This is a genomic window from Mycolicibacterium chlorophenolicum (assembly GCF_001044235.1).
GTDB classification, from domain to species: domain Bacteria; phylum Actinomycetota; class Actinomycetes; order Mycobacteriales; family Mycobacteriaceae; genus Mycobacterium; species Mycobacterium chlorophenolicum.
Genome location: NZ_JYNL01000002.1, coordinates 22525 through 40391, shown reverse-complemented (window position 1 = coordinate 40391; position 17867 = coordinate 22525). Strand labels below are relative to the sequence as shown.

General features: G+C 63.6%; 17 protein-coding genes. 12 read left to right on the top strand and 5 right to left on the bottom strand.

Going from position 1 to position 17867, the window contains the following annotated elements; all coding sequences use genetic code 11:
• The first annotated feature begins 11 nt into the window (after positions 1 to 11).
• From MCHLDSM_RS01140 to MCHLDSM_RS01105, 8 genes are all read left to right on the top strand, one after another.
• A complete protein-coding gene (locus MCHLDSM_RS01140) occupies positions 12 to 1145 on the top strand; it encodes an MCE family protein (protein WP_280513799.1) in 1134 nt (377 codons plus the stop codon).
• Positions 1146 to 2621 (top strand): MCE family protein, encoded by a 1476-nt coding sequence (locus tag MCHLDSM_RS01135; RefSeq protein ID WP_048468486.1) that lies wholly within the window; start codon positions 1146 to 1148, stop codon positions 2619 to 2621.
• Positions 2622 to 2895: 274 nt separating this feature from the next.
• Complete coding sequence (locus MCHLDSM_RS01130) at positions 2896 to 3381, top strand: hypothetical protein (RefSeq protein ID WP_131722569.1); 486 nt, start codon at positions 2896 to 2898, stop codon at positions 3379 to 3381.
• A 523-nt stretch (positions 3382 to 3904) separates the two neighbouring features.
• Entirely contained in the window at positions 3905 to 4354 is a 450-nt protein-coding gene (locus tag MCHLDSM_RS38890) for an Rv1363c family protein (RefSeq protein WP_234713808.1), read from the top strand.
• 31 nt (positions 4355 to 4385) lie between these two features.
• Positions 4386 to 5021 carry an Rv1363c family protein gene (locus MCHLDSM_RS01120; RefSeq protein WP_048468524.1) on the top strand — a complete coding sequence of 212 codons (636 nt, stop codon included), beginning with the start codon at positions 4386 to 4388 and terminating at the stop codon, positions 5019 to 5021.
• Between the two features lie 17 nt (positions 5022 to 5038).
• Positions 5039 to 5401 carry a DUF732 domain-containing protein gene (locus MCHLDSM_RS01115; protein ID WP_048468484.1) on the top strand — a complete coding sequence of 121 codons (363 nt, stop codon included), beginning with the start codon at positions 5039 to 5041 and terminating at the stop codon, positions 5399 to 5401.
• Between the two features lie 69 nt (positions 5402 to 5470).
• Positions 5471 to 6076 (top strand): CAP domain-containing protein, encoded by a 606-nt coding sequence (locus tag MCHLDSM_RS01110; protein WP_109788714.1) that lies wholly within the window; start codon positions 5471 to 5473, stop codon positions 6074 to 6076.
• A gap of 91 nt (positions 6077 to 6167) precedes the next feature.
• Positions 6168 to 7049, top strand: coding sequence for an alpha/beta hydrolase-fold protein (locus MCHLDSM_RS01105; RefSeq protein WP_048468482.1), 882 nt, complete (start codon positions 6168 to 6170; stop codon positions 7047 to 7049).
• Between the two features lie 561 nt (positions 7050 to 7610).
• Here MCHLDSM_RS01105 and lipA read toward each other — a convergent pair.
• Positions 7611 to 8543 carry a lipoyl synthase gene (lipA, locus tag MCHLDSM_RS01100; protein WP_048468523.1) on the bottom strand — a complete coding sequence of 311 codons (933 nt, stop codon included), beginning with the start codon at positions 8541 to 8543 and terminating at the stop codon, positions 7611 to 7613.
• A gap of 262 nt (positions 8544 to 8805) precedes the next feature.
• Between lipA and MCHLDSM_RS01095 the strand changes: the two genes are divergently transcribed.
• Together MCHLDSM_RS01095 and MCHLDSM_RS01090 are read left to right on the top strand one after the other, a co-directional pair.
• Positions 8806 to 9270, top strand: a complete 465-nt coding sequence (locus MCHLDSM_RS01095) for a MarR family winged helix-turn-helix transcriptional regulator (RefSeq protein WP_201780342.1) — start codon at positions 8806 to 8808, stop codon at positions 9268 to 9270.
• A 117-nt stretch (positions 9271 to 9387) separates the two neighbouring features.
• Positions 9388 to 9783: a YciI family protein gene (locus MCHLDSM_RS01090; protein ID WP_048468480.1), complete on the top strand. Its 396-nt coding sequence runs from the start codon at positions 9388 to 9390 to the stop codon at positions 9781 to 9783.
• A 549-nt stretch (positions 9784 to 10332) separates the two neighbouring features.
• Here the strand turns inward: MCHLDSM_RS01090 and MCHLDSM_RS37595 are convergent.
• Together MCHLDSM_RS37595 and MCHLDSM_RS01085 are read right to left on the bottom strand one after the other, a co-directional pair.
• The gene (locus MCHLDSM_RS37595) at positions 10333 to 10614 is read right to left on the bottom strand and encodes a hypothetical protein (protein ID WP_131722568.1); all 282 of its coding nucleotides are present in this window, start codon (positions 10612 to 10614) and stop codon (positions 10333 to 10335) included.
• A 37-nt stretch (positions 10615 to 10651) separates the two neighbouring features.
• The gene (locus MCHLDSM_RS01085) at positions 10652 to 11149 is read right to left on the bottom strand and encodes a pyridoxamine 5'-phosphate oxidase family protein (protein WP_082168626.1); all 498 of its coding nucleotides are present in this window, start codon (positions 11147 to 11149) and stop codon (positions 10652 to 10654) included.
• Between the two features lie 378 nt (positions 11150 to 11527).
• Here MCHLDSM_RS01085 and MCHLDSM_RS34815 point away from each other — a divergent pair, with 378 nt between their 5' ends.
• Positions 11528 to 12262 (top strand): FAD synthetase family protein, encoded by a 735-nt coding sequence (locus tag MCHLDSM_RS34815; RefSeq protein WP_082168625.1) that lies wholly within the window; start codon positions 11528 to 11530, stop codon positions 12260 to 12262.
• A 576-nt stretch (positions 12263 to 12838) separates the two neighbouring features.
• Positions 12839 to 15442: a magnesium-translocating P-type ATPase gene (gene mgtA, locus MCHLDSM_RS01075; RefSeq protein ID WP_048468479.1), complete on the top strand. Its 2604-nt coding sequence runs from the start codon at positions 12839 to 12841 to the stop codon at positions 15440 to 15442.
• A gap of 52 nt (positions 15443 to 15494) precedes the next feature.
• Here the strand turns inward: mgtA and MCHLDSM_RS01070 are convergent, their stop codons facing one another.
• Positions 15495 to 16862, bottom strand: a complete 1368-nt coding sequence (locus MCHLDSM_RS01070; protein WP_048468478.1) for an FAD-binding oxidoreductase — start codon at positions 16860 to 16862, stop codon at positions 15495 to 15497.
• Positions 16863 to 17102: 240 nt separating this feature from the next.
• On the bottom strand, positions 17103 to 17636 hold the full coding sequence (locus MCHLDSM_RS01065) for a VOC family protein (protein ID WP_268780786.1): 534 nt from the start codon (positions 17634 to 17636) through the stop codon (positions 17103 to 17105).
• Between the last annotated feature and the right edge of the window lie 231 nt (positions 17637 to 17867).

Here is a 17867-nt window from a genome sequence, read left to right as displayed (position 1 = left end):
GCAAGCCCCTCATGATCGCCATGGTTGTGCTGCTGGTGGCCCTAGTGGCCACCGGATGCGAATGGCGCGGCCTAAACACCTTCGCGCTGCCTGGAACCCAGGGCCGCGGGCCCGATTCGTTCACCGTCCAGGCGCAGATGCCCGATGTGGACCGGCTCCAACCCAATTCGCGGGTACGGGTCAACGACGTCACCGTCGGCGCCGTCACCAAGATCGAAAGACAGGACTGGCATGCCCTCATCACGATGAGACTCAACGGCGATGTCAGACTGCCCGGCAACGCGATCGCCACGCTGGGACAGACCAGCCTGCTGGGATCGCTACACGTCGAACTGGCCGCGCCGACCGACGCCCCACCGCAGGGCCGACTGCATGAGGGCTCGCTGATACCCCTCTCGTCGGGCAAGGCATATCCGTCCACCGAACAGACTCTGGCAACAGCGTCCATGCTGCTCAGCAACGGCGGCCTAGGCCAAGTCCAGGACATCACGCGTGCACTCAGCGTCGCCTTCGCCGGGCGCGAAGGCGACTTCCGTAGCATGCTCACCCAGCTGGACACGTTCATCGGACGGGTCAACGACCAGACCGACGACATCATCAAAGCCACCGACAGCCTCAACCGACTAGTCGACAAGTTCGCCGCACAACGACCGATCATCGACAAAGGCCTGGACACCATTCCCGCTGCCCTGGCCGTCCTCGACCGCCAGCGCGACAACCTCATCGACGCTGTCGACCAACTCGGCAAGTTCAACGCGTTGGCCGCAGACTCGGTGAACCAAACCAAGACCGCCTTGGTGCAAGAACTCAACGACCTTGGCCCCGTACTGCAATCACTCGGCGATGCCGGCAAGTCGATCACGCGGTCGCTCAACCTGATCTCGACCTTCCCCTTCACCAAAGACACTCTCACCAAATGGTTCCGCGGCGACTACGCCAACATCAGCCTCATCGTCGATCTCACTTTGAGCCGGATCGACTCCGGACTGTTCACCGGAACCCGATGGGAGTGCGACCTCACGTGGCTTGAGATGCAGTGGGGCCGCACCATCGGTCAGCTGCCCAGCCCATGCACCAACAGCGCTCCACCCAACGGCGCCGGCAACCCGCTGCTCGCGCCCTACCGCTTCGATCAGGGGCCCTAGATGTATCTCGACAAGCAAGTCAGGCGCAAACTGGTGTTCTTCAGCGTCGTGGCGGTAGTGGCCGGCAGCGTGATGGCCATCGAGTTCCTCGATCTGCCCAAGATGTGGTTCGGTGCCGGACACTACAAGGTCACCGTGAACCTGCCCACCTCGGGAGGCCTATATCAGAACGGCGACGTCAACTACCGCGGAGTTCAGGTGGGTCGCATCGACGATGTGCGGCTAAGCCCCACCGGGGTAGATGCGGTGCTGTCTCTGGATTCTGATCGCAAGATCCCCGCCGACGTCGTCGCCAACGTCCACAGTCAATCAGCCATCGGCGAAAACTATGTCGAGCTGACTCCCCGCAGTGGCAACGGACCAGCGTTGAAGGACGGCGACGTCATACCGCAGGATCGCACCACGCTGCCGCCCGACATCAACGCGCTGCTAACCGCAACCAATAAAGGGCTGCAAGCCATCCCCCATGATGACCTCAAAACCGCAATCGACGAGGCCTACACGGCCGTGGGTGGATTGGGCCCACAGATTTCTTCCATCGTGACGTCAACAACCACGTTGGCCTCCGACGCGCGGCGCAACCTCGACGCCATCACCACCGTCATCGACAAATCGAAGCCGATCCTTGACTCTCAAACAGACACCGCGGGATCCATCCAGAACTGGGCGGCCAACCTCGCGTCGATCACCGGTCAGCTTCGCGATCAAAACCAAGCCGTGACAGGGATTCTGGACAAAGGCCCAGCGGCGTTCGACGAAGTTCATCAACTCCTGGACCGTCTCAAGCCGAGTCTGCCGGTGATGCTGGCCAACTTGGTCAGCCTCGAACAAGTCGCGATCACCTATCAGCCAGCACTCGAACAAATCCTGGTGCTGCTGCCACCCGATGTGGAGATGCTTCAGGCGTCTCAACTGGCAAACCGTGATACGAAACAGGATTACCGTGGCTTGTGGCTGTCGTTTAATCTCAACGCCAATCTGCCGCCGCCGTGCACAACGGGATACCTCCCGCCGCAACAGGTTCGACCGCCCAGCGAGGTCGACTACCCCGACCGGCCCGCCGGAGACATGTACTGCCGGGTGCCCCAGGATTCGGCCCTAGACGTGCGAGGCGCGCGCAACCTGCCCTGTCTCACCCGGCCGGGTAAGCGAGCTCCCACCGTGAAGTTGTGCGAAAGCGACCAGGAATACGTTCCCCTCAACGACGGCTACAACTGGAAGGGCGATCCCAACGCGACGTTGTCAGGCCAGGGTGTACCTGAGTTCCCGCCCGGTACAACGCCGCCGCCCGGCACTGCCGCGCCCGCAGCCGTGCCGGCGGCCCCAGGCGCCGGGCCACCTCTGGCGATTGCCCACTACGACCCGGCCACTGGCAGCTATATCGGGCCGGACGGCAAGCAATACACCCAAACCGACCTTGCTGGCGGCCACGCGCCACAAACATGGCAAGACCTGATGACGCCGCCGACGCCCTAACCCCATGAGCAGATTAGTTGCCATCTCCTCCCGGCCGTCGCCACCCCGATCCCGGCAGCGTCAGCGCCCGAGCCCAGACCACGACATCGGCGGGCTCGAGCTTACGGGCCAGGCATCCGCTGCCGGGCATCGGCGCTCGCGCAGACTCGCCCGGCCGTCATCGACGGCCGACACTTACGAGGACACAATGAAATCGGTTAAGACCCTCAAGTGCTCGCGGCAACGGGTCCAGCGGTTCTGGATTCATCGGATCCGCCCGCACACCACCCGCGGCTTGATGGTGCGGTTGTGCCTCGGCACGATTGTGCTGATACCGGCCGCAGCCTTCACTTTCGCGGTAAGGGAGCCGTTCGCGATTTCGGCGATCGCCAGCTCCACCGCGATCATCCTGCATGACCCACAGCGCTATCATCAACGGCCGCAGGTCATCCTCACCTGCTATGCGGCTGGCATCGTTGTCTCAGCAGCGATTTCACTGGGCGGAGCGCTCGTCGGCCTACCCGGGTTACTGGCCGCCGGAATCGCAGCGGTCGTCATCGTCGCATCCCCGGCCGGACGGATCCATCCGCCGACAGCCTGTATACCGTTGCAAGTCACCGCCTCCATCGCCCCGCTCGCCCTGCTGGGACGCTGGCTGACCTTCACCGGGCTGTCAGTGGCATGCCTGGCCATGCTCTGGCTGCTCACCTCCCAGCCGCTGACCCGGCGTCGCCAGGTCGTCGTCGACCACCAGGACACACCATGTACCACAGCGTCATAGCCGCGAGCACCCCTGCGCGTCGACACCCAGACGGCCACGCACCGCGGGACCAGGATGCAGCCCACCGGACACCGAGACCATGTCAGCCACACCCCGACAAGCACGACACCATCACTTACGGCGCGGCTCATCACCGCGACCGTCGCACCCCTCACACACCCACACCGACAAAGCCTTCCAACGATGGGGCAGCTACATGCTAAGACGACTAGCACGCCACATGCCCGGCACGCGCAACCCGCGAAACCCAAGCGGCCACAACGACGCACCCGACGACGGCATCAGTGAACCGGACGCCACAGACATAGCGCCGAACCAGGACTCCGACTCCGACTCCGCAGACGACGGCCCCACCAACCCGTCACCCGCCGGCCCAGATGACTCCCTGAGTGGCACAGTCGATTACGATTCCGAGACCAGCGACGACTCAGCGCAGATACCGACGTCCGACCCGGTCGATGACGCATCACAACACGTTCCCCAGCAGGCGAGACCAGGACTACGGGCCGCGCTGGTCGCCTCGGTGCTCATCGTCGCCGCTCTCGGCGGACTGATCGGATACCTGGGCTACCGCACCTATCAGACCCAGGCAGCCGATCGGCAGCGCGAGCTGTTCCTGCAAACCGGCCGCCAGGCCGCCATCAACCTGACCACCATCAGCTACGCCCACGTCGATGCCGATGTGGCGCGAATTCTCGATTCGGCAACCGGCACCTTCCACGACGACTTCCAACAACGCGTCCAGCCCTTCATCGACGTGGTCAAGCAGGCACAGTCCACCTCCGAGGGCAACGTCACCGCCGCCGGAGTGGAGTCCATCAACGGCGACCAGGCGCAAGTCATCGTCGCAGTCTCAGTGAAGACATCCAATGCCGGAGCGCCCGATCAGCAGCCGCGAGGCTGGCGCATGCGGCTCAACGTCCAAAAGATCGGTGACACCGCGAAAGTATCTGACGTGCAATTTGTCCCATGACGACCCATAGCCCAACGAAAGGCAGGTGACCATGATTGCTGCGACCGGCAATGACACCACCGGCATCGACGCGGACGAAACGACGGCGGCCGAGACCGACGCTGAGGCTGCGCCATCCGATGACCCACACGATGATCCAGCCGCCAGCGACGAGGCGCCAGTTACGCGCCGACCCAGACCACGCCTGCGCTGGGGCCGTCTTCTCGCCTACGGGCTGCTACCAGCACTGGCCCTTACACTGGCGCTGGGTGCGGGCTACCTGAAATGGCAATACCAATCGGCCAGCGACACGGCCACCGCGCGCACCCAGTCCGTGGCCGCGGCCACCGAAAGCACCATCGCGTTGCTGTCCTACCAGGCGGCCACAGCCGACAAGCAACTCAACGCCGCCCGCGAAAGGCTCACCGGCACGTTCCGCGACTCCTACAGCTCCCTGATCCACGATGTCGTCATCCCCGGCGCCCAGCAGAAACAAATCTCAGCAACGGCAACAGTGCCCGCCGCCGCCTCGATATCAGCCACCGCCAACCACGCGCAGGTGCTGGTATTCGTCGACCAAACCATCACCGCCGGCGGCGGCACTCCCAGCAGTAGCGCCTCAAGTGTGAAGGTGACGCTGGACAAGATCGGCAACCAGTGGCTCATCTCGGACTTCACACCGGTGTGACGGCAAGGACTCAGCACATGAACACACCGACAACCGCCACAGTCCTTGGCCTGCACGTCGCCGGGCTGGCTCTTGCCGCGCTCCTCGGATCACCGCCGGCACAGGCAGATACCGTCGCCTATCTGGTCAACGTCACCGTGCGACCGGGATATAACTTCCGCAGCGCAGACGACGCCATCGCCTACGGGCGCGGACTATGCGCGCGCATCAGTTCCGGTCAAAGCTATGCCGAAGTCATGACCGCCGTAAAAAGCGACTTCAACAATCCCGATGAGTACCAAGCGTCGTATCTGATCACCCAAGCGGCCAATGAACTGTGCCCAGCGCAGATCTGGCAGCTGCGCAACTCCGCAGCCCACTACCAACCGCCCACACCCTAACTGGCCCCAGCACGCACGGAGGTACCGATGTCGGCACTATCACCACTAGGGGCGATACTCGCCGTCGGTATGAGCGCGGTACTGGCCGCAACCGCACCGACCGCCCACGCAGACAACAACCGACTCAACAACAGCGTCATCGCCGACATCTACGCCGCCCAACACCAGGCCGGATGCACCAACGACGTCAAAGCGAACGCACAGTTACGACTAGCCGCCCAATGGCACACCGTCGACGTCCTCAACAACCGCAGCCTCAACGGCGACATCGGCTCCGACGGGTCCACACCCCAGGACCGCGCCACCGCTGCCGGCTTTCACGGCGCCGTCGCCGAGACCGTCGCGATCAACCCCGCCCTGGCGATCAGCGGCCTCGAACTGATCAACCAGTGGTACGACAACCCCGACTACCACGCCATCATGACCAACTGCGCCAACACCGCAGTCGGCGTCTGGAGCGAAAACAGCCCCGACCGCACCGTCGTCGTCGCCGTCTACGGGCAGCCCACCGAGACGCTGCCGCAAACCTCAGCAGTCAGCCAGAGCCCGCCGAATGGAACAGGAATCGACCCCAACCCCGACTACGACGCCAGCGACGAACTCGAGTACGGCACCAACTGGCTCGCCTGGATCCTGCGCGGCGTCTACCCGCCACCGGCCTATCCGCCAGCGTGACTCCCAGCCCCTCAATCACATCACCCTCGACCAGCGCCGACGGAAGCTGCCGGCCGGGTCAAACCCGAACAACCAACGAAGGGACGGCCCAATGAAACACGCGGTGCTGCTGCGGGCAATTTTTGCAGCCGTGCTCGGGCTATGCCTATGGACAGCCGTGCAAGCAAAAGCCGCCACAACCGAGTACCTCATGGTGCCCTCAGCCGCCATGGGCCGCGACATCCCAGTCGCATACATGGCCGGCGGCCCCCACACGGTGTACCTGCTCGACGCCTTCAACGCCGGCGACACCGTCAGCAACTGGGTCACCGCCGGCAACGCCATGTCGACGCTGGCCGGCACCGGCGTGTCGGTGGCCGCGCCAGCGAGCGGCGCCTACAGCCTCTATACCAACTGGGAACAGGACGGAAGCCGCCAATGGGAGACGTTCCTATCCGACGAGTTACCAAACTGGCTGGCCGCCAACAAAGGCCAGTCACCGGGCGGGCATGCGATCGTGGGAGCCGCGCAAGGCGGCACCGCCGCACTCACGCTGGCAGCCTTCCACCCCGACCGATTCCGCTACGCCGGCTCCATGTCAGGCTTCCTCACCCCGTCAAACACCACACTCAACGGCGCGATCACCGCCGGCATGCAGCAATTCGGCGGCGTGGACACCCGCAACATGTGGGGACTGCCCCAGCTTGGCCGGTGGAAGTGGCATGACCCCGACGCACACGCGCAGCTGCTGGTAGACAACAACACTCGCCTGTGGGTCTTCAGCCCGGCCACACTCACATGCAGCGATCCCGCCGCGATGCTGGGCTATTGCGACCAAGCTCAAGGCAGCAACCGCGCCTTCTACGACCACTACCGCAGCATCGGAGGACACAACGGCCACTTCGACATACCATCCACCGGCAATCACGACTGGCCAAACTGGTCGCGCCAACTCGCCGCGATGACACCAGATCTCACCAACTCCATCAAATAAGGTAACCAAAAACCGAGCCGCCCATGCAGCCCCAACTCGAATACACCTTCAGCCCATCACCAAGTCCAGGCCAAAGGAAAAAGACGGCTATGGCACGACACCGCACGACCAGTGGATGCCTGATAGTGGTGACAGCAGCACTAGGCGTCGCGATAACGTCGGCCACACCGGCCGCGGCCTCACCCCAAGACCCATGCGGATCCACCCTCATACCAGTGTGCGCGTTCCTGCCCGTAATGCCCGACCTCGACCACGACATCGACTTAACGAAGCAGCCCCCGGCCGACCCAAATCCACTCAATACCAACAGCTCTGAGGCGACCACTCCCACCACCGGGCCATAACACCACGTCCAGCGGTCGGCCTTCGGCAGGCCGAACCCGCTGTCCACGAATGGAGCGCATCCTCCGCACCGCGGCGAGGGGACTACGGGTTCTTTAACGAATCCGAAACGCCCGGTCGACACGCAAGGATGCACGGCTGGCAGCGGCCACAAGAGACTCGCCCCGAAAGGAGCATGACCACTAAATCCCTAGGCCAGCAGGAATGTTCGCCATCCCGTCAGGTCACCGCAGGCCGCGACGCGACCGCCTGCATGTACAACCTGCCAGCCCGATACGACGACCGGACCAGCGGACCGGCCAGCACTCCGGCGAAGCCGAGGCCCATCGCGAACTGCTGATGTTGAACGAACTCCTCGGGCTTGACCCACCGCTCGACCGGATGGTGGCGCACCGACGGCCGCAAGTACTGGGTGATCGTAACAATGTCGCAGCCCGCGTCGTACAGATCGCGAAGCGCGGTGCGCACCTCCTCGGGCGTCTCGCCCATGCCCAGAATCAGGTTCGACTTGGTGACCAAACCGTAGTCGCGGGCAGCCGTCAGGACCGCGAGGCTACGCCCGTAGCGAAACGCGGGACGGATCCGCTTAAAGATTCGCGGCACCGTTTCCACGTTGTGCGCCAACACTTCTGGGTGCGCCTCGAACACCTGCTCCAGCAGCGCCGGGTCACCGTTGAAATCCGGGATCAACAACTCCACACCGGTGTGAGGGTTGAGCGTCTTGATGGCGCGCACGGCTTCGGCGTACAACCACGCACCGCCATCGGGCAGATCGTCACGCGCCACCCCAGTCACCGTGGAATAGCGCAGCCCCATCGCCTGAACGCTCTCAGCCACCCGGCGCGGCTCGTCACGGTCGAGTTCGGCAGGTTTGCCGGTATCAATCTGGCAGAAGTCACAACGCCGCGTGCACTGCTCACCACCGATCAGGAACGTAGCCTCACGGTCCTCCCAACATTCGAAGATGTTCGGGCAGCCGGCTTCCTCGCACACGGTATGCAGACCCTCGCGGCGCACCAACGCCTTGAGTTCCTGGTACTCCGGGCCCATCCTGGCCCGGGTCTTGATCCACGGCGGCTTACGCTCCATGGGCGTCTCGGCGTTGCGCACCTCCAAACGCAACAGCTTTCGACCTTCAGGCGCGATCGTCACATCGTCGATGCTACCCGGCTGCCGCACGCAGATGCGGTCATCTGTGCCCACACTCACTGGATCGACTACGCGATCGAAACGATGCTGTGGTCGACATCGCACACACGGCTCACCCGTGCGCCTTCCACAGCCGCTGCGGCGACGGGGTGTGCGGCCGCACGTCATCGGCCTTTGATCGCTGTTCTCTCGGTTCGTTTGAAGACCTAATCATATGAGACGGTATCGGATGCTGTGATCACGGTATGCTGGCATGATGGCGCGAGTGGCGAAGCGGTCGGTGATCAAGTGGGCGACCAACCGTCCCGGGGACGCGTCACCGTTCGCGATGGGTCTCCTGCTACGAAGGGCCCATCTGCGCGCCGCCGGTGAACTAGCCGCGGCGGTACGGCCATTCGGGTTGGAACTGCGGCATTTCGCCATGCTAATCGTGTTGGCTGATCGTGGACCCACGCTTCAACGTGACCTTGTCGCCGCGACGGGGTTCGACAAGGCCGCCGTGGGACGCGCTATCGACGATCTCGAGACTGCCGGTTTGGTGACGCGCGAAGGCGTCGAAGGTGATCGACGAGTATGGATGGTACAGATCACCGAGGACGGCCTAGAGGTCTTCGAGGAGGTCCACTGCGAGGCCCAGAGCATCGCAGACATGCTGATCGCCCACCTAAAGCCGGGCGAACCCGAACAGCTGATGAGACTCCTGACACGTTTCACCTACCCCGAATCGTGAATTGAGCTGACCTGGCAGTCTTTCAACGCGGGCTAGGCAAGCTATGGCCCCGAACAACTGGCGGGAGTTGTTGGTCACCACAACGTCTCAAGACCCAACACCAAGGAGTAACCACACATGAGCAGCAGCGATCCGAACGCGAAGGCTCGTCCCGACGAACGCCATGCGGGAGCCCAGAAGGTCTACTTCGCCTGCTTCACCGACCTGGTCGAGACCTCCCGTCCGGAGGACATCGAAGGAGCTGTCCCCGAACACAAGCAATGGCTGGCTGACATGGAAGCCGCCAAGAAGATCTTTGTCGCTGGCCCATTCCTGGATGAAAACTACTCCTATTCGGCCACCGGACTGATCGTATTCAGGGCCGAGACCGCCGCGGAAGCGCATGCACTGGCCATGCAAGATCCCATGCATGCCCTTGGATTCCGCACCTTCCGAATTGTGCCCTGGCAGCTCAACGAAGGCACGATGCAAATTGAGATCAACTTCCTCAAAGGCGTCTTCGGCTTCAGCTAATCCGAACGACAGACGGACGCCGAATTCGCCGAGGACCACCGCGCCAACACGGTGTTCGACACTGCTGCAAGAACCGAAAAGGTCTGGTACCGCTACCTCGTCACCGGGACCGGCGCGCCGATGACAGAGCGCCGCCTGGCGGATCTGCTCGAACAACCGCACAGCGGGCGACTTCAAAAGAAGCGTCGAAAGAACGACAAGCCAGCCCGCCGGCCCCGGACGACCTAGCGGCCCCGAGACTTCACCGTTGACGCGCCAAAAGCATCGTGGCGCAACGACATTACCGAACGCCGAACCGGCGAGGACAAACCTCCATGCCGATCAATCACGATCACCCGGCTCAGCGAACCGCGTAATCGAAAGCGTCAACTTATCGGTGCAACCCGCACCAGACGACGATCGCCGACATGCAGGTGCTTAGAGGCGCGAATGTTGCAGATGGCTTACCAACCAGGTACGTGCGCGCAACGGTGTAGAGCCACGCGAATTCGTCGATATAGTGCACGTGTGAACGAGTGCCATCTACACCTGGATACTAATCCCGCACCCTCAGAAGCGGCTCAATGCTCGGGCGCCGTTGACACTCGAAATAGCCGGGGCAACAAGCAAGTCGCGCAACAAGCCAGCGAGCTGAAACTGATCGCTGGCGAGCCAGTCACTACCGAACGCAAGAATTTCGTCGAGATCAACGGCGTTGACCGCGTCAAGACCGTGACAACGTCGCCACCGGCACACCACGACGTTCGCGACATCGCGCTGACCACCACCTCTGCGACGGTGACGAGCGCTGATCAAGTAGGTAACAAGGCCGCCGACGAGGCCGGTTGCCACACAGGCCATCAAATGTGTCCTTCACCAGATCCGCGCCCTACCACGGCATGGTCGTGCTCTCAAGATGTACTAGGGGTGCAATATCGGCTTCGCTCGTGATGGGGCGTGGCGGTGTCATAAACGTCGCGTACGGCTTGAGGCGCAGAACGACACGCTCTTCCTTGATAGCCTTCTCAACCACATCATCATGCGCGGCGCTATCGTCAAACTCGCGGCCAAGAATCGTTCCGAAGATGCGCTTGTACAAGGACACAACGGCATCCAAATCTGATTCCACCGTGGCATCGACAGTCGCATCGCAGTAGACCGTCAGGTATGCGAACGGCCAGCTCTCATCCAGCACACACAGCGAGATCTTCGGATTTCGCACAACCGCACGTGTCTTCGAGCGCGGCGTCGTCGACGACACCAGGATGTCATCACCATCCATGACGTAATAGACGACTGTCAGCGAGGGCCCGTCCTTCTTACGGCTATATCCGAAAATGGCAGCCCGGTGGGAACGGACAAACTCACGACGTTCAGCGGCATTCACCTGCGCTCAGCTCTCCACTCTCTCGGCTCCTCAGATCCCCGGAGACAGTACGGTTAACAAGGCCTGGGTCCGTGTCAGCGAGTGTTCTCCCAGGGGCGTTACCCGGGCGTGATCGGCCATCACAGCGGCTTAGGCTGATCGCGCACGACATGGCCATTTCGCGAGGCTGTAACGGCACGGGTCACCCGATCCGCAGCACAAGCTGCAGCGAATCCGCCGCAAGCTGGGCTGTTGCGACCGCCGCCGTTGAACCTATGCACGACGAATCTCCACCGCATCTATCGCAGTTGCGTGCACGCACAGCGCCGCTAACGGCGTGCGGACTGTTCACACGCCTGGTTCGCGGCCCGTTAACGACCGAATCGATACCGTTTCGAGGTGACCGCGAACAGCCCACGCGTGGTGAAGATCGCTGATGCGCAGCGACGCCCACGATCCGGCGTCGCCATCGGGTTCTTCGACGGTGTGCACCGTGGTCATCGAGCAGTCATCGAGGGATGCGACACGGTGCTGACTTTCGATCGCCATCCGCTATCTGTGCTGGCACCCACGCGTGCACCCAAGTTGTTGATGGACCTGCACCGCCGCATTGCCACGATAGCGACTCTCGGTGTCAGCGAGATTGTGCTGATTCCCTTCGACCGGATGTGGGCCACACTCGGCGCAGAAGAGTTCATCGACCGAGTTCTCTTGCAGCGCCTAAGGCCTCAGCGTGTGTCGGTGGGTGCGAACTTCCGTTTTGGAGCCAACGCCCACGGATCGCCCGACACGCTACGCGCCCAGGCAGGCGTACACACTCAGGTCGTGGATCTGACGACGGTGGCCGGACAGGTGGTTTCCTCCAGCCGGATCCGTGCCCTGGTCGCCCGCGGCGACGTTGAGCAAGCGGCCCAGCTGATGTGCGGAGCACTTGAGCGCACCGCGACGCGAGGCGCCGACGGCCGCCTACACGTTGACAGCACACTTGCCATGCCGGCCAGTGGCGCCTACCAGGCGCTGATCAACGGACAGGCGGCAACGGTGTGTATCGGTTCCGGAGGCCACGAACTGCTCACATCCACAGACCCTGCCGCCGATCAAATATCGATCAGCTTCCTGAGGCGCTTGGAATAGTGCCCTGCGCAACGGGTCACCGGAGAGTGCAGCGGGTTGCGACGTTGTCGAGCTGCCAGAGTCGTCGTGGGTTTAGAAGCTGAGCTAGGTGCGCGAGCCAGAACCGATATGTGATCGGGCGTGAGAGATGGCGTCGTCGAGGGAGCCGATTCGGGTTGTAAGAACCCGTCGGTGACATCGTCGCGGCCACTCGGGCAGAGAGCAGCGACTCATCGGCGGGGACGCGTTCAATCGCACCGCATCGGTTTTGTGACGCTTTCTGATGTTGCGTACGCGATCCCTGTCGATCTGTGGGCACCGGTCAGGTGAGACTGCTCGGCGCGATCGGCCGGCGGCATCGTCTCCGTTGGCACCGATGGGGCATAACATCCTCGCTATGCGGTCGAGCATCATCCACCCATCCGGCCATCACCGAACACGATGTGCGGCCGGATATCACGTCGATCACGGCGAACCTCGACGCAGCCACGCCCGCCCGCCGCATGGTTGCCGGGGTCAGGCGCCCCTTCCTACCGGCGGTTCTGGCCGGTGACTGCAATCGTCCCCGATGCACAACCCGGGGCGCCCGATTCGTCGATGCTGACGGCAGCGGCCGTTGCGGCCGCGCCATTGGCCGACGTGCTGCGCTGGCTGGCCGTATCCGAAGACGGACTGTCCGGCACCGAGGCGACCGCCCGGCTGTCGCGATATGGCCCCAATTCGCTTCGAACCCATCGGGTCAGTGCATGGGCGGTGCTGCGCAGGCAGCTCAACAACGCGGTACTGGCGCTGTTGGCGACCACGGCGGTGCTGTCCTTCTTCCTCGGCGACTCCACCCAGGCCGTGATCATCGGTCTCATCCTGGTTGTCAGCATCGGGCTGAGCTTCGTCAATGAATACCGCGCCGAACGGGCCACCGCTGCCTTGCATTCGAGGGTCCGGCACAACGCGGTGGTGCGCCGCGATGGCCGGTACATCAAGCTCGACGTCAACGACCTGGTGCTCGGTGACGTCATCCAACTTTCTCTTGGTGAGCTGGTTCCCGCCGACGTGCGGTTGATCACCGTCAACGGGCTCGAATGCAACGAGAGCATCCTGACCGGCGAATCCGCCGCCGCCGAGAAGTCTGCGACGCCAGCTCTTCGGGGCTCCTCGCTGGCCGACTCCACGGATCTTGCGTTCATGGGCACCGTCGTCAGCGCCGGTAGTGCGACCGCGGTGGTGTACGCCACCGGCCTGGGCGCGCAGTTCGGCAAGATCGCGGCCGGACTGGGGGAGCGGCAGCCCGAAACCGACTTCCAGGCCGGGCTGCGCCGATTCTCGTATCTGCTTCTGCAAGTAGCGATCACGTTGACCGTGATGATCCTGGCGACCAATCTGCTGCTGCACCGCCCGGTGATCGATTCGCTGCTGTTCGCACTGGCGATCGCGGTCGGCATCACCCCGCAGCTATTGCCCGCCGTCGTCAGCACCAGCCTGGCCACCGGGTCGCGACGGCTGGCTGAGCTCAAGGTGTTGGTGAAACGCCTGGTGTGCATCGAGGACCTCGGCGACATCGACATCCTGATCACCGACAAGACCGGCACCCTGACCGAGGGGCGCGGGCGCATCACACTGATCGAGGCGCTCGATCCCGCTGGTGTCGTCTCGGATGCACTGTTGCGCAAAGGATTACTGGCAACCGATGTCGATCCGGCGTGCGGCGGAGCCAGCGCCAACGAGTTGGATGCTGCCCTGTGGGACTGTGACGCGGGCCGCCAGGTGGTCACCAAGGGCGCCCAGCGGATCGCCGAGCTGCCATTCGACCACACCCGCCGGGCCACCTCGGCGCTCATCAATGACACCGGCGGCCGGGTACTGATCGTCAAAGGGGCGCCCGAACAGGTGCTCGCCCACTGTGCGGCGGTGCCCGAGACCGTCCCGTCCGTGCTGGACCGGCTGTTCGGGGCGGGTCGCCGCGTGGTCGCGGTTGCTAGCCGGCCGGCCCCTGAGCTGTCCACCATCACCGCCGCCGACGAGACTGGACTGACCCTCGACGGCTTCCTGGTGTTCGCCGACCCACCCAAACAGGCCGCGCGTGACTCCCTCGCCCGGCTAGCTGAACTCGGTATCGAGGTGAAGATCGCGACCGGGGACAACGCACAAGTGGCCGAAAAGGTCTGCGCCGACCTGGGTTTACTGTCCAAGGGCATCGTGACCGGCGCTGAGCTGGCCGAGCTCGATGACGCCGCATTCGAGGCCGCCGCGCAGAACGCCAGCGTGTTCGCCCGGATCTCACCAGAACAAAAGGCACGGCTGATCGAGGTGCTGCGCCGCACCGGACGGTCGGTAGGGTTCCTCGGCGACGGCGTCAATGACGCCCTGGCTTTGCATTCCGCCGACGTGGGGATCTCCGTCGACACCGCCACCGACGTCGCGAAGGATGCCGCCGATGTCGTGCTGCTGGAGAAGGATTTGGGCGTGCTGGCCACCGGTGTGGCCGAGGGCCGCCGAATCTTCGCCAACACCATCAAGTACGTGCTGATGGGGACCTCGAGCAACTTCGGCAACATGTTCTCGGCAGCCGCAGCTTCTGCGGTCCTGACGTTCCTGCCGATGCTGCCCAGCCAGATCCTCCTGAACAACTTGTTGTACGACTCTTCGCAGCTGGCGATTCCGACCGACCGCGTCGACGAGGAGCAGCTGCATGCGCCGTCGCACTGGAACATCGCCTTCATTCGGCGCTTCATGCTGACCTTCGGGCCCATCAGCTCACTGTTTGATTTCTTGACGTTCGGGTTGATGCTCGGCGTGCTGCACGCGAGGCCGACCGAATTCCGGACCGGCTGGTTCGTGGAGTCGCTGGCCACCCAAACCCTGATCATCTTCGCGATCCGCACCCGCCGGGTGCCGTTCCTGCACAGCAGGCCCGGCGGTGTGCTGACGGCCGCCACCTTCACGGTGATCGCGATCGGCGTGATGCTGACGATTTCACCCCTGGCTGGTTCGCTGGGCTTCACCCCCTTGCCCTGGCAGTTCTACGGCGCGCTGGTGCTGCTCACGGCCGCTTACCTGGTGCTGGTCGAGATCACCAAGGTGATGTTCTACACCGAACCGGCGCACCTGGCCGGAGCGCCCCCGCGCACCCGCGGTCGCGAACACCGAATCAGCAGGCGCGCAGCGCGTTTCAGCCACAACGGACGGCTCCCGCGATTGCGCTGAGCGCAATCAGCCCAACCGACTCCAACCCACGTCCTCGTGGGTCAAGCCTGACTTAGAGCAGGGCGTGCCCGAATTGAAACATGTTCTGCGGGTCCACGGTGCGCTTGATCGCCAGCAGACGCTCACGGTCGGGCTCTTGCCATGCCGCGCGGACCTGGTCGGGTCTCGTCGCTGACCCGAGGAAGTTGGCCAGCGTCGTCGAACATGCCCACGGGGCAGTCGCATTCAGGATCGTGGCGGCCGAATTCTCCAGTTCCTCGCGTCGCCCCGGCGCACAGATACCGAGAATGAACAAGGAGTAGGCACCATCGCGGCCGGCCACCGCATTGGGCACCGCCGCCTGCTCCTGCAAGGCTCCGCCGAGCTGGCGCAGCTCGACTTTGAGAAGCCGCGAGTCTGAGTCCGGCCCGGCGGCGGCGAGCAGCGCATCCACCGTGTCAGCGCCGAGCGTTTTGAGTTGCGTGCTGCGTTCGAACAACGGTAGCGGCGCCGTAGGATCCCGGTGGATGACGTCGGTAGCGCTGAAGGCCATCGTTCCTTGCTGCTCAAACACGATGGTCCCGGTCTGCAGCATCGGCGCCAGCAGAGCCTCGGCTTCTTCTGCTTTGCCGGTGTAGGTGTAGCGCAGATGAATCAGCCGTTTGCCGCGTATCGGCTCGGGCAGCGTGGGAAGCGGCGGCAGCTGCAGCAACGCGATCGAGGTGCTGGTGTTGGCAGGCATGGTCGGCGCCCACTCGGCATAGGCGTGCAAGACCTGTGCAGCCGACTCCGCGGCGAAATAGATCGTCGCACCATAGACAGAGGTAACGGGCGCGAGTCGGAACTCGATGTCGGTCACAATTCCGAAGTTGCCCTTGCCGCCTCGCACGGCCCAGAACAGGTCGGGCTCAGTGTCGGCGTCCACCCGGCGCAACTGACCGTCGGCGGTGACGATGCTGAACCGCTCCACCTGGTCTGCGCCGAAGCCGAATTGCCGCGATAAGAAACCCACACCGCCGCCGAGCGTGTACCCGACGGCTCCGACCAAGAACGATGTCCCGCACAACGGCACCCAACCGAACGGCTGCGTGGCGGAAACGACTTTGTCCCAACGGGTTCCAGCACCTACCGTGGCAGTGTTGCGCACCGGATCGAATCTGACGGTGCTCATCCGGCGGGTGCTCACAACCATCCCGCCGTCGGCGGGGTTGTACAGCCCGTGGCCGGTGGCTTGAGCCGCGACCGCCAGATCCTGTTCGGCGGCCCACTGGACAGCATGGCGTACGTCGTCGGCGTCGGCGGCGCCGACGACCACCGCGGGATGTTGCTCGAGAGCGGTGTTGAACGGAGCGATTTCTTCGACAGCGGCCGGGTCATCGGACGCGAAGACCGGCCCGCTGGTGCGGTCGGCCAGTTTCTCAAGACCGTGTTTGAGGTCCATTACTCCTCCGATTCCGTGAGCACATGCGTTCGCCGTCCCACGCAGCCGGCACGGGGGAAGCTCATCGCGATCTCCGTGTAGGGCGTGGTGTGATGCTGCGCTGTACGCCGGTGTGTGCACCGGCCCTGCGCACGTCGGCAAGCCGCGCAGCGGCCGCCGGCCCTGTGCCGATCCTCGGATGCGCTCGTCGGCCACCGAGTCCCACACGCCGGCAGATCGCCGAGGCTGTAAGCAAGACGCTCATCGCTCCGGGTGGCGAGGATCCCACAGGCGCGAGGTGAAATCATGCTCGTATGCCTTCCCGTCTGGATAGCTGACCAACTCCATCTGCAGGCCCCACGGGGCGCGGAAGTAGATCCACGTCTGGCCGCCGCTCGGCCCGCTTGTTCGCTGTGTGGGTTCGCCCATGATCTCGACACCAGCTGCGCGGAGGTAGTCAAGGGCGGCGCTGAAATCGTCAACGTATAGCGCGAGGTGGTGGCCCCCAATATCGCTGTTGAGCGGTACCTGACGGCGCTGATCAGGCGCGGTGTACTCGAACAGCTCAAGGTTGAGGCCGAATCCGAGCCGCAAGAAGCGGAGTTTCTCGACTCGCGCGGTCCGATCAACCCCGATGTGCGTGGTCATCCAGTCATCGTCGGACGCTAACGGACCAAGGTCGTAGAACTGCTCGGCTCCCAACACGTCGACGAAGAAGCGGGTCGCCTCCTCCAAATCCGGGACGGTGATCCCGATATGGTCTCCACCGCGTAACCCCGGCAGACCTTTCCGCATCCCCATTAGCCGCTCCGCTTTTCGCTGTTTGACCTTCGCCGCATCCGCCCAGCGTCAACCAGGCGGCGGTGTTAAGTCACACTACACACGCTGGCGAGCCACATGCCACGGAAACCATCAATATCAGCACGCACACCGCTCACTTGAACTCGTTGCTGCACCTCAAAGGCGGGGCTGACTGCCAATGTGTGCCACAGGCGTGGCAGATCCGCCCACCCGTCAGCGTTTCGC

Bases quoted from the DNA above. Each gene is read 5' to 3' on its own strand.
- MCHLDSM_RS01140 (WP_280513799.1), top strand. From the start codon at position 12: ATGATCGCCATGGTTGTGCTGCTGGTGGCCCTAGTGGCCACCGGATGC.
- MCHLDSM_RS01135 (WP_048468486.1), top strand. From the start codon at position 1,146: ATGTATCTCGACAAGCAAGTCAGGCGCAAACTGGTGTTCTTCAGCGTC.
- MCHLDSM_RS01120 (WP_048468524.1), top strand. From the start codon at position 4,386: ATGATTGCTGCGACCGGCAATGACACCACCGGCATCGACGCGGACGAA.
- MCHLDSM_RS01115 (WP_048468484.1), top strand. From the start codon at position 5,039: ATGAACACACCGACAACCGCCACAGTCCTTGGCCTGCACGTCGCCGGG.
- MCHLDSM_RS01110 (WP_109788714.1), top strand. From the start codon at position 5,471: ATGAGCGCGGTACTGGCCGCAACCGCACCGACCGCCCACGCAGACAAC.
- MCHLDSM_RS01105 (WP_048468482.1), top strand. From the start codon at position 6,168: ATGAAACACGCGGTGCTGCTGCGGGCAATTTTTGCAGCCGTGCTCGGG.
- MCHLDSM_RS01090 (WP_048468480.1), top strand. From the start codon at position 9,388: ATGAGCAGCAGCGATCCGAACGCGAAGGCTCGTCCCGACGAACGCCAT.
- mgtA (WP_048468479.1), top strand. From the start codon at position 12,839: ATGCTGACGGCAGCGGCCGTTGCGGCCGCGCCATTGGCCGACGTGCTG.
- MCHLDSM_RS01070 (WP_048468478.1), bottom strand. From the start codon at position 16,862: ATGGACCTCAAACACGGTCTTGAGAAACTGGCCGACCGCACCAGCGGG.
- MCHLDSM_RS01065 (WP_268780786.1), bottom strand. From the start codon at position 17,636: ATGCGGAAAGGTCTGCCGGGGTTACGCGGTGGAGACCATATCGGGATC.